General features: G+C 39.8%; 9 protein-coding genes and 1 tRNA gene. 6 read left to right on the forward strand and 4 right to left on the reverse strand.

Annotated elements, in window-relative coordinates:
- Positions 1-493: 493 nt before the first annotated feature.
- The 4 genes from clpX to IE080_RS18985 all read right to left on the reverse strand — a co-directional run bounded on the left by clpX (position 494) and on the right by IE080_RS18985 (position 3,993).
- Complete coding sequence (clpX, locus tag IE080_RS18970) at positions 494-1,720, reverse strand: ATP-dependent Clp protease ATP-binding subunit ClpX (RefSeq protein ID WP_189586637.1); 1,227 nt, start codon at positions 1,718-1,720, stop codon at positions 494-496.
- Positions 1,721-1,722: 2 nt separating this feature from the next.
- Positions 1,723-2,394 (reverse strand): ClpP family protease, encoded by a 672-nt coding sequence (locus IE080_RS18975; RefSeq protein ID WP_189586640.1) that lies wholly within the window; start codon positions 2,392-2,394, stop codon positions 1,723-1,725.
- 80 nt (positions 2,395-2,474) lie between these two features.
- Entirely contained in the window at positions 2,475-3,803 is a 1,329-nt protein-coding gene (gene tig, locus IE080_RS18980; RefSeq protein ID WP_189586643.1) for a trigger factor, read from the reverse strand.
- A 108-nt stretch (positions 3,804-3,911) separates the two neighbouring features.
- Positions 3,912-3,993, reverse strand: a tRNA-Leu gene (locus IE080_RS18985).
- Positions 3,994-4,120: 127 nt separating this feature from the next.
- Here IE080_RS18985 and IE080_RS18990 point away from each other — a divergent pair.
- The 6 genes from IE080_RS18990 to IE080_RS19015 all read left to right on the forward strand — a co-directional run bounded on the left by IE080_RS18990 (position 4,121) and on the right by IE080_RS19015 (position 12,284).
- A complete protein-coding gene (locus IE080_RS18990) occupies positions 4,121-6,343 on the forward strand; it encodes a RelA/SpoT family protein (RefSeq protein ID WP_189586646.1) in 2,223 nt (740 codons plus the stop codon).
- Between the two features lie 62 nt (positions 6,344-6,405).
- Entirely contained in the window at positions 6,406-6,873 is a 468-nt protein-coding gene (locus IE080_RS18995) for a Fur family transcriptional regulator (RefSeq protein WP_189586649.1), read from the forward strand.
- Positions 6,870-7,217, forward strand: a complete 348-nt coding sequence (locus IE080_RS19000; RefSeq protein WP_189586653.1) for an STAS domain-containing protein — start codon at positions 6,870-6,872, stop codon at positions 7,215-7,217. The genes IE080_RS18995 and IE080_RS19000 overlap by 4 nt, the downstream gene beginning before the upstream one ends.
- A 345-nt stretch (positions 7,218-7,562) precedes the next feature.
- On the forward strand, positions 7,563-8,834 hold the full coding sequence (locus IE080_RS19005; RefSeq protein WP_189586655.1) for an adenylosuccinate synthase: 1,272 nt from the start codon (positions 7,563-7,565) through the stop codon (positions 8,832-8,834).
- Between the two features lie 73 nt (positions 8,835-8,907).
- Positions 8,908-11,271, forward strand: coding sequence for a PKD domain-containing protein (locus IE080_RS19010; RefSeq protein WP_229800746.1), 2,364 nt, complete (start codon positions 8,908-8,910; stop codon positions 11,269-11,271).
- Positions 11,268-12,284 carry a PorP/SprF family type IX secretion system membrane protein gene (locus IE080_RS19015; protein ID WP_189586658.1) on the forward strand — a complete coding sequence of 339 codons (1,017 nt, stop codon included), beginning with the start codon at positions 11,268-11,270 and terminating at the stop codon, positions 12,282-12,284. The genes IE080_RS19010 and IE080_RS19015 overlap by 4 nt, the downstream gene beginning before the upstream one ends.
- Positions 12,285-12,389 lie beyond the last annotated feature (105 nt).

Raw genomic sequence — 12,389 nt, forward strand, 5'->3', positions numbered from 1 at the left:
AGCTCATGTCAATCGTGTCTACGACACTTCGCCAGAGGTTGTTATTTTTCATCAACGGGTTGAAACCCGTTGCTAGAATGTCGGCCGCTCCGATGGAGCTGCTAGATGGATTATAGCGTGATCATTTGACATAATTTCATGCCAATTAAATTGGTCTATGCTTTACAATTATAAAGTGGCGAGGTAGAAACGCTATTACCTGCAAACCAATTATTCTGTGCTAATCCTCAAAATCTGTGGACACCTTATTTTGCGGTCGTTGCGATCTATCGTTGCGCTCGTGGCGTGAACCCTTCCTCGGCTTGGCGCCTTTGCGAGACACCCAAAGCAAGGAGTTACGTATATTACAAAACGCCGAATGATGAACGCCTAATCTTGAATGATGAAGTGTGTATGTCGTTCTTTGTTCCACATTTTAAATTATCCTCACTATTCACTTCTCACTGCTCATTATTAAACTAAAAAAACCTCCCAAATTGAGAGGTTTTTATTTTTAAGCCACTTGGAGCTTTTTGAATTTTGATTTATCAAACTGCTCTTGAGCATATTTGGCATCTATGATGAGCTCTTTCACAGTTTCATCGGATGGGAGTTCATACATAGCATCCGTGATAATAGCTTCGCAAATGGAACGTAAACCCCGAGCACCCAAATTGTATTCTACTGCTTTATCAACAATGTAATCGATACCCGATTCTTCAAAGATCAACTCCACATTCTCCATGGCCATTAACTTGATATATTGTTTCGTTAAGGCGTTTTTTGGTTCAGTTAGAATACTCTTCAAAGCCGACCTATCCAAAGGATCCAAATGGGTTACTACCGGAAGTCTTCCAATCAATTCAGGAATCAATCCGAAAGATTTCAGATCCTGAGCGGTGACATATTGTAATAAGTTAGCTCGGTCCACATTCTTACCTTCTACAACTTTGTTGAAACCTAATGGCTGCGTGTTCATTCGCTTAGCAATATGTCTACCGATACCATCAAATGCGCCTCCGCAGATAAACAAAATGTTTTCAGTGTTAACGGCAATCATCTTTTGGTCGGGATGCTTTCTTCCTCCTTGTGGTGGAACATTGACTACTGTACCTTCCAGCAACTTCAATAAAGCTTGCTGTACACCTTCTCCTGAAACATCACGCGTGATGGATGGATTATCAGATTTACGGGCAATTTTATCAATTTCATCAATGTACACGATTCCTCTTTCCGCAGCTTCTACATTATAATCCGCAGCTTGTAATAAACGTGTCAAGATACTTTCTACATCTTCACCTACATAGCCAGCTTCGGTTAGGACAGTCGCATCCGCTATGCAAAAAGGAACTTCCAATGTTCTGGCAAGGGTTTTGGCCAAGTAGGTTTTACCTGTACCTGTGTCACCCACCATGATGATATTGGATTTCTCAATTTTGATCTCGTCCTCTTCTGAGCTTTTTTGCTGTAGTCGCTTGTAGTGATTGTATACAGCTACAGTTAAAACTTTTTTAGCTTCCATTTGACCGATGACATACTGATTAAGGTACTCGGTCAGCTCTTTTGGCTTTTTAAGTTTGAATTTAGGACTTTTTACGGTTTTCTTGCTTTTGTCCTCTTCACCGAGGATTTGATACGCTTGATCGATGCAGAAGTTGCAGATATGGGCAGAAATGCCTGAAACCATCAACTCTACATCTTTCTTGTTTCTACCGCAAAAAGAACAGGTAACTTGTGCCATGATTATCTTTTTCTGATAAGTACTTCATCAATTAGGCCGTACTCTTTTGCCTCTGGTGCTTTCATCCAGTAATCTCTATCAGAGTCTCTCTCGATTTCTTCAAAAGTTTTACCTGAATGATCTGCTAATATTTGATACAGCTCCTCTTTCATGGAAAGGATTAATTTCAAGGAAATTTCCATATCCTTGGACTGGCCCTGCATACCACCGGATGGCTGATGGATCATTACTCTGGAATGCTGTAAAGCAGAACGCTTATTTTTCGCTCCACCGGCCAATAATACAGCGCCCATGGAAGCAGCGATACCCGTACAGATGGTTGCTACATCAGGGTTAATGTATTGCATGGTATCATAAATTCCCAAACCGGCAGTTACGGAACCTCCTGGACTGTTAATGTAAAGCAATACGTCTTTTTTAGGATCTGTAGATTCCAAGAATAGTAGTTGAGCAGTAATGATATTAGCAATAAAGTCATCTACACCTGTACCCAAGAAGATGATTCTATCCATGATCAAGCGGGAGAATACATCGATTTCTCTAAAGTTTGTAGGGCGCTCCTCGATTACAGAGCGGGTCATGCCTTCAATATGTGTGCTGTATTGGTCAAAAGCATTGCCGCTGATTCCTCTGGAATGTACTGCGTATTTTCTGAATTCGTCTTTGTTGAACATATGTTACTTCGTTTGTGTGATACAAAAATAAAAAAAGCCCTTAAAGAAGGACTTTTTATGTTAACGATTTTAGACCTGAATTAGTTTTCCAAGAGCTCTTTGAATTTCTCAACGGAAACTACTTCCTGCTGAATGCTCATCTTTTCTTTTACAAAAGCCAAAACTTTATCATTCTGAACAGATGTGATCATCTGCATGTAGTTCTGACCTTCATTGCCTTGCAAATAATTGTCTACGAACATATCCATGCTGTCTTCCATTTGAGCACCAAGACCTGAAGAAGCAAATTGCTCTCTGATCATATCTTTGGTTTTCTCAATTACGTCTGCATGTTCTGCTTTGATTTCGTTTGCTTTCGCAATTTCATTGGAGACAATAGTCCAAGAAAGTTGTTTTGCATAGATTGGGTACTCTTGCTCAACCTGCTCCGCTGTAACTTTGCCTTCGTTTGCTTTTAATAACCACTCCTTCAAGAATGCTTCCGGTAGGTCGATATTAGCATTCGCTACAAGCTTATCTTTAATTTTCTCTTCAGAATATACTTTGATCTCTTTATTGTAGTTTTCAGCAAGGATAGCTTTTACTTTCTCAACAAACTGCTCTTCTGATTCGATTTGACCTGGACCAAAAAGTTTATCAAAAAACTCCTGATTCATTTCAGCATCTTCAGTTCTGTTGATGTTTTGTACAGTAAACGTACAAGCTTTACCTAACTGCTCTACTTCTTCGGCAGTGATTCCCAATACTGTTGCTACATCTTCTGCAATAGCTTTGCTTGGATTGAAGGTTACAACATCACCTTTTTTCAAACCAACAAAGTTTTTCAATTCCTTCTCAGTCACTTTAGAAAGTGGAAGGGAGAATGTCTTTTCGATGCTGCCGGACTCATTTTTGAAATCACCATACAAGAAATCATTGGCTTGACTTTCTTCTGGGTTGGTCATTTGACCGTATTGTCTTCGCAGGTTTGTGATAGCGTCATTAACTTCCGCTTCACCCATCTCTACTTGGTACTCTTTTACATCGATTGGAGAAGATAAATCTACAGTTACCTCATCTACAAATCCAATTCTGTATTGGAATTCAAATTCTTTTTGAGCTTTCCAATCAATTTTATCTGCATCTTCAATTACAGGAAGAGGATCGCCAAGAATTCTGAATGTTTGAGACTTCAGGTAGTCATTCAAAGACTTGGATAACAAATCGTTGATTTCTTCTACCATTACAGAAGTACCATACATTTTTTTGATCATTCCAATCGGAGCTTTGCCAGGTCTGAAGCCTTTGATGGTTGCTTTTCTGGCATATTCCTTAAGTTTAGCATCAACCTTAGGTTGATAATCTGCTTCATTTAGCTTAATTTTAACTGAAGCTTGATTTGCTGATTGCTTGTCTAATGTAATTTCCAAGGCTTCTAAATTTTAGAGTAGATAATATGTAAAAACCCTCAATCTCTTTTCTCAGATTCGGGCTCCATTGCTGGGCCAGAATTGGAACCGTGATTGAGGGTTGTTGTGTGCGGATGGAGGGACTCGAACCCCCATGCCTCGCGGCGCTAGATCCTAAGTCTAGTGCGTCTACCAATTTCGCCACATCCGCCTAAATGTGGATGCAAAAGTAGTAAGGAAAATTTAACTTGCAAATGTGTCAACCAAAAAATAATAAAAATTTTTATTTTTTCTTTGGTTGTGAATTACAATGCTAGAATAGCTATATCTTCGAATATATGATACAAGTGGATCTTGAAGTAGAAAGAAAAGAAATTCTCAAACGCTATCGTAAACTATTAAGAACAGCCAAACCTTTGCTAAAGGATGGTGATGCCAAATTAATCAAGAAAGCTTTCAATGTAGCGAGTGAAGCCCATAAGGAAATGAGGAGAAAATCCGGAGAGCCTTATATCTACCATCCCTTAGAAGTGGCCCTTGTGTGCGTGGAAGAAATTGGGCTGGGGACAACAAGTATTGTTGCGGCCTTGCTACATGATGTTGTGGAAGATACCGATTGGGAGTTGGAAGATATTGAGCGGGAGTTTGGGCATAAGGTAGCGACTATTATCGATGGTTTAACCAAGATTTCAGGCGTTTTTGAATACGGTTCTTCCCAACAGGCAGAGAATTTCCGTAAAATGTTGCTGACCCTTTCGGATGATGTACGTGTAATCCTGATCAAGCTTGCCGATCGTCTAAACAATATGCGGACCTTGGATAGTATGCCTAGGCACAAGCAATTGAAAATAGCTTCTGAGACCATGTATTTGTATGCTCCTTTAGCGCACAGGTTAGGTTTGTATGCTATTAAGTCTGAATTGGAGGATCTGCATTTGAAATATACTGATGCAGATACCTATGCGTTCATTATAGAGAAAATCAATGAAACCAGGCTTTCTCGAAATAAATTTATTAAAAGTTTTATCGCTCCAATTGAAGAGGAGTTGATTGCACAAGGCTTCAAATTTACAATCAAAGGAAGACCTAAATCTGTACATTCCATTTATACCAAAATGAAAAATCAAAATATACCTTTTGAGGAGGTATATGATTTATTTGCTATTCGCATCATTTTGGATTCTGAAGAGGATATGGAAAAACCGGATTGTTGGCAGGTGTACTCGATAGTAACGGATTTTTACAGGCCCAACCCTGACCGATTGAGAGATTGGATCAGTACCCCAAGGGCGAATGGCTATGAGTCTTTGCATACGACTGTCATGAGTAATACAGGGCAATGGGTGGAAGTACAGATTAGAACAGTTCGAATGGATGAAATTGCAGAACGTGGTTATGCTGCCCATTGGAAATACAAGGATAAAGAAACTGCGAGCCAAAAGTCAAAATCAGGATTGGATGCTTGGATTACCCAGGTGAGAACATTGTTGGAATCCAATGATGGTTCTGCCATTGAGTTTATGGATGACTTCCGGGGTAACCTATTCCATGATGAAGTATTCGTGTTTACTCCCAAAGGGGATCTCCGCGTCATGCCGTTTGGGGCAACAGCCTTGGATTTTGCTTTTGAAATCCACACAGAGGTTGGTGCAAAATGTATAGGAGCTAAAGTCAATAACCGTTTGGTTCCTATTAACCATAAACTCAAGAATGGGGACCAGGTTGAAATACTCACCTCCAATAAGCAAAAGCCAACGGAAGACTGGCTAACTATAGTAGTTACCTCTCGGGCGAAAGCCAAAATTAAGGATGCTCTTCGGGATGAGAAAAAATCCACCATCATGGACGGGAAGGAAATTGTACAGCGCAAGCTGAAACAAATGAAAATGGATTTCAATTCCGAAGTAGTGGAGCAGTTACGGGCATACTTTGAGACAAAGACGCCAAATGAGTTTTATTATAAAGTAGGGAAGGGTTCAATTGATGCAACGCTCATTAAAGGTTTCAAAGATTTTAAGGAACAGAAAAAGCAAAAAGGAAAGCCGTCTACCGAGAAAGTAAAAGATGAGTCCTCTTTCACCAAAGAGCTTAAAAGCATCAAAGGCCCCGAGCATGATCAATTGTTGATTGGGGAGGATATGGACGTGGTGGATTATGTGTTGGCAAAATGTTGTAATCCTATACCAGGGGACGATGTATTTGGATTTGTGACCATTAATGAAGGAATCAAAATCCATCGAACATCCTGTCCAAATGCGCTGGAGTTATTGTCTAATCATGGTAATAGGGTTATTAAAGCCAAATGGACCTCTCAGCAGGAGATTGCATTTTTGGCAGGATTGAAAATTGTAGGGACAGACAGGGTTGGTTTAATCAATGATGTTACCAAGGTAATTTCGAATGAACTCAAAGTTAATATGCGTTCCATTACGGTTGATTCTGATAGTGGAGTTTTTGAGGGCACTATCAAATTGTATGTTAATAGCACGCAGCATCTAGATAAACTTATTGGAAATCTGACCAAGGTAGAAGGAGTAATTAAGGTGACTAGATTTGATTGATTTAGGCTTATTTGAATCATTTCTAAATTAGAAGCGTTATATTTGCAAAAAAACATTGGATCATGGCGCTGAATGTGGAACTCTACGAAGAGGTAAAAAAAATTTTTACTGCTTATCTGGAGAATCAAAAGCTTCGGAAAACCCCGGAGCGATATGCAATATTAGAAGAGATTTATGGTAGAACTGGACATTTTGATGTAGAGTCTCTTTACATCAGCATGAAAAATAAGAATTACCGTGTCAGTAGAGCCACTGTATATAATACATTGGATTTATTAGTAGCCTGTGACCTGGTTACCAAGCATCAGTTTGGACAAAATTTGGCCCAGTTTGAAAAGTCATATGGGTATAAACAACATGATCATTTGATTTGCGTAGACTGTAATCAGGTGTTAGAATTTTGTGATCCGCGCATCCAAAACATACAGAATACCGTAGGAGAAATTCTGGACTTTAAAGTGCTCCACCATTCCCTTATTTTGTATGGGAATTGTCAAAAATCTAATTGTGAACATAGACCTCAAGTATGAAACTAACGTACGATTTAGCGAAAGAAACTCAATGGTATCTTTTAAATCTTTCTGGTGATCTAATCGGAGATGAAGTAGGGCCAAAATTGGTTGAGTTTGTTTCCGATGCCGTCAATGATGGCGTAAAAAGCTTTATTATTGATCTTTCTGACATAAGATATATAAGTTCTAGTGGTATAGGGCTATTAATTACTATGTTGACAAAAATGAGGAATTCAGGTGGAGAAGTCTACCTTTGCTCCCCATCTGAGCATGTAAAAAAATTGTTGATCATCACCAAACTGAATAATATTTTTACAGTTTTTGATTCTATAGAAGCAGCTAAGGTTCAAATCGGACGATAAAAATCCTGTTCTTAAGAATCTTGAAAATATTCTGAATCTCCTGTTCCTCCCGTAAATCTTCAGAGTGACAGGGGATTTTTGTTTGTATTTCCTCCAAATATGGATAGCGGATGCAATACTGATTTGAGAGTTTTATGCTTTACATACGTCAATCAAATTTTTTTAAAATATCAATCAGCAAATGCGAGAGGACTATTTTGATTTAACTCCTTAGGCGCCGAATACAGCTTGTAGCCAAGCTTTTTTACCGTCCGAATGAAGAATTTGTAATAAATAAAAGCTTTTCCTTGCAATTCATTAACCTTATTCCAAATTTCACGGCTTAATCTCTTTGCATATAAAATCATGAAGATGGATGTTCTATTAGGCTTGCAGTGGGGGGACGAGGGGAAAGGAAAGGTTGTGGATGTTTTAGCTCCACAATATCAAGTAGTTGCAAGGTTTCAAGGTGGTCCAAATGCCGGCCATACATTAGAGTTTGATGGTATCAAGCACGTTTTGCACCAGATTCCATCAGGTATTTTTAGAGATAATATTGTTAACATCATTGGTAATGGTGTTGTGTTGGATCCAGTTATTTTAAAAAAGGAAATAGAGGGGCTTCATAAATTCAATATATCATTTCGCTCTAACTTATTCATCTCCAAGAAAGCCACCATCATTATCCCGACGCATAAATTGTTGGATGCTGCCTATGAAAAGTCTAAAGGTGATAAGAAAATTGGCTCTACCCTGAAGGGGATAGGTCCAACCTATCAGGATAAGATTGGTAGAGTTGCGCTAAGAGTGGGAGATATTATGGCCCCTGATTTTATGGATAAGTACCAGGCATTGGTTGAGAAGCATAAAGGTATTTTAGGTTTTTATGATTTTGACATCAGTCTATTAGCAGAATTGGAAAAGGTGTTTTTTGATGCAGTTGAGTTTTTCAAAACTCTCAATCTCGTCGATAGCGAATACGAAGTAAATGCTTACCTCAAAGAAGGGAAATCTGTTTTGGCAGAAGGCGCGCAAGGCTCACTATTGGATATTGATTTTGGAAGTTATCCCTTCGTGACATCCAGTACCACAATGGCTGCCGGTGCTTGTACAGGTCTAGGAGTGGCTCCTTCTAAGATTGGGGAAGTATTCGGGATTTTCAAAGCATATTGTACCCGTGTAGGAAGTGGTCCATTCCCTACAGAATTATTTGATGCAGATGGGGAAGCTATGCGTAAAGAGGGGAATGAATTTGGATCTACAACTGGTAGGCCAAGAAGATGTGGTTGGATAGACTTACCAGCTTTGCGCTATTCCATTATGATCAATGGCGTGACTCAGCTCTTTATGATGAAAGCGGATGTGTTGAATATTTTTGAGGAAATCAAAATTTGTACACATTATAAATTGCCTGATGGTAGCATCGTAGACAAGCTTTCCTACGAGTTGAATGACCAGGAGGTAGAGCCAGTTTATAAGACAGTGAAAGGTTGGAATACGGATTTAAGAAACGTTCAATCTTATGAAGATTTTCCTGTGGAATTGAAAGAGTATGTGGCTTATTTGGAGGAAGCATTGGAAGTCCCAATAAAGCTAGTATCCGTAGGTCCAGATAGGACACAGACAATTTTAAGATAAGAAAAAGGCTCCTTTAACAGAGGGGCCTTTGTTTTTTTAGCTTAATTCCCTTTCTTTAAGGAAAAAAAAGATTGTGGGGAGGTTTATTCCTTTTTTTATTTTAGTTATCATAATTAGCCTTACAGGCGGCTTTTCAAGCAAAGTTCAAGCGCAGATCGGATTCCCGTATTGTGAAGATTTTGGTAGTGGTACTATTCAATCATCTACTATTCTTGGTGGCAGCGCACGCATTGTTGACGGTGTTCTTCGATTGACGGATGCACAGCAGTTTCAAAGTGGATTTGTTTATATTGATATTCCATTCCCATCCGCATTTGGCATCAAAACCTCTTTTGAGTTTTTTATGTATGGAGGAGATGGCGCCGATGGCTTTTCTGTATTCTTGTTTGACGGAGATACACCTGTGTTTTCTCCTGGAGGATTTGGAGGTTCTTTGGGGTATGCTCCTAGAAATGATGAGCCTGGATTGTCCAGGGCTTATCTAGGAATTGGTATTGATGCTTTTGGGAACTTTGCAAGCGTTACTGAGGGTAAAGTAGGAGGGTTTAGTTCAAATCCAGATGATCGATTTCCAAACTCGGTATATCTGAGAGGGGCGGGCAATCAATTTTCAGGTTATCAAGGAATTGGGGGAGTTGTTACACAAGTTTCTCCACAAGTTCCAAATGGTTCTCCTTTATTATTAAATCCTGCAAATCGCTTCAATTTATCTTCAGGTGGGCCAGGAACCCAGCGAGTAACGAATCTCAATCAGGTCGGTTATCGAAAAGTTTTTATTGATCTGTCACCAAATGAAAGCGGTGAAGGTTATCTGCTAAATGTGGAATTTCTGGTAACAACAGCTGCTGGTCAGTCCAGAACTGTTCCTGTTTTGGTTAATCAGCCTTATAATTTTTCTGCACCGCGGAATTTAAAAATTGGCTTTGCGGCATCGACAGGAGGCTCTACCAATATTCATGAAATCCGTGACTTGCAAGTGGAAGTGTCAGACCAGGATGGATTGGAGAATCCTATAGGGATTGATATCGATGATCAGGCGTCTTGCGAAGGTCGGGAAAATACGTATGCCATAAGTGAAAGTGAGGTTGAGCTTCCCAATGATGATTCTAACATCCGTTGTGTTCAATTTTACAGAACATTGGATGAAATTCGGGCGGAAGAGGAAGATGTGTGTTCCCAAGGTAGGTGTAGGCCAGAAAATCGGGTCTTAACCATTCCTCAAGGGACCTTTACTGCCGATGAAATAGGAGGGGGATTTACCTTTTTCCCTAATCCCGGTTTCGTAGATGAAACGGTAGAGATTTTTTATACCATCACAGATAGTTACGGGAAAACTTCCGCAGGAAATTCCATCCGTTTGTTGATTCAAGAATCACCTGCTCCCATTCAAATTGTGCAGGAATCGACAGGATTACCATTCGAACAAGCAAGAATTTGTGAAGGAGAATCCTTGGTGCTCTTAGCGCAGGGGGAGGATACCTACGTACAATTTGAATGGTATTTGAATGATGTTTTGATTGAAGGGGCGGATGAAGCTACATTTCCTGCTCGTGAAGTAGGTTTTTATAAGGTGATTGCATTCAATGATAAAAATTGCCCAACAAAATCAGCAGCAATTGAAATTGTTATTCCGGATTTTCCTTCTTTAATTGTCAATAGCCCAGCCGTTGCCTGTGAGATAGGTGGGACAGTTGATTTGAGAGAGTTCATTGTTGGCTATGATGATACCTTGTTTGATTATCGGGTTTTGGATTTTGCTGGAGAGTTTTTAGTCAATGAAGCTCTGGGAGCAATTACTATTGCGGGTATTTATGAGGTACAGGTAAAAAATAAAGACCTGGAATGTTGGTCTCAGCCTGTGGAAATCGAGGTTTTAATAAGGTCAGAGGAATTAAATCCTACGTTCACATTTGAAATTGATGGAACAGGCGTGTCAATAGAAGATGCAGGAGGGATATTTATAGATGATCCGATCCGTTTTATAGCAAGTTCATCAGGAGATATTGTTCGTTGGCTATGGGATTTTGGGGATGGTAATACCAGTGAAACCCCATCACCTGTGCATATATTTGGCCAACGAGGAGAGTTTTTGGTAACCTTGACGGTTGAAGATGAATTGGGCTGTCAAGAGGTATTTACTAAAGTAGTGCCGGTTACCCAAAGTTATCGGGTGATGATTCCAACAGGGTTTACTCCTGGATTGGCACAGAACAACGTCTTTGCTCCCAAGACAAAAGGAATCGTTTCTGTGGAACTTTCGGTGTTTAATCTTTGGGGGAATTTGATTTACCAAGGTTCTGGAGTAGATACTGTTGGTTGGGATGGTACAGTCAACGGAGAGGAAGCTCCCTCTGGGACTTATGTGTATAGCGCACAATTTAGAAGTGCCGATGGTGAGGTTTTTGAGGAGACGGGTAAATTTAAATTGATCAGATGAAAAGACTGTTGGTGTATATCGTATTGTTGATGCTTTTGATACATGAGGGGCAAAGTCAGCAGGTGCTTTTTTCCCAGTTTTATGCTGCGGGTCAAAATTTGAATCCAGCGTTGACAGGTACGGCAGGGGTGTCACGATTAGGATTGAATTATAGAAATCAATGGCCCGCCCTTGATCAAACGGTGCAGGCATTTGCCGTTTCCGGAGATACTTTTTTGGAGGGTAAAAATTCAGGGGTTGGTTTTTTGATAAATGGATTCCGAGAAACTTTCACGCAATTGCAGCATTTTGATGTGGGCTTGTCGTATGCCTATCAAGTTCGCCTTGGTGAGCGCTCCTTTTTGAGCGCTGGGGTGATGGGGAATTATTCAGTGCGTTCTGTTGCCTTTGATGAGGTGATTTTGAGTTCGCAATTAGATATTGATCGTGGGGTAGTGGTTGGCGATAATGGTTTGATGATTGATGATCGACAAAAAAGTTTTGCTGATCTAGCTGCTGGACTCTTGTTATACAATCATCGATTTTGGTTAGGAGTATCTTCCTTTCAGATTACGAGACCCAACCTTTCTTTTTTGGATAATATGGATCGCTTGCCAATCCGTTGGAGTGCGCATGGGGGAATGCGTATAGATCTTGAAAAAGGGAATATTAACGATTATTTCAATAATTCCAGACAAGAACGCTCCTTAGCTTTGGCTTTTCATTATCAACAAAAAGGACCTTTTCAGCAATTTGAGATTGGTTCGGAGTTATTTTTGGAGCCTATTTCTATAGGTTTATGGTATCGTGGAATCCCACAGATAAATGAATTGCCTAATCAGGAATCCTTGATTGCGGTGGTTGGCTTTGATTTGGGAAATGGAATGGAGGTTGGCTATAGCTATGACTTTACTTTATCGGGATTGGGCTGGCAAAATACCGGTGGAGCCCATGAACTTTCCCTTCGTTTTTACTTTATTCAAGAGATATTGAATAATCGTAGGAGGGAAGTTCGTCCTGGATTTCGTTTTTGATAAATTTTTCTTCTTGACTTTCAGCTTCTTTACTTGAGTGGATAAATTATTTTTGTTTGAAGTTTTGCGGAAGCGGAAAAGAGTTGCACTTTTGCAATCCCAAAC

Origin of the sequence: Mongoliitalea lutea (genome assembly GCF_014652135.1) — a bacterium.
GTDB lineage: Bacteria > Bacteroidota > Bacteroidia > Cytophagales > Cyclobacteriaceae > Mongoliitalea > Mongoliitalea lutea.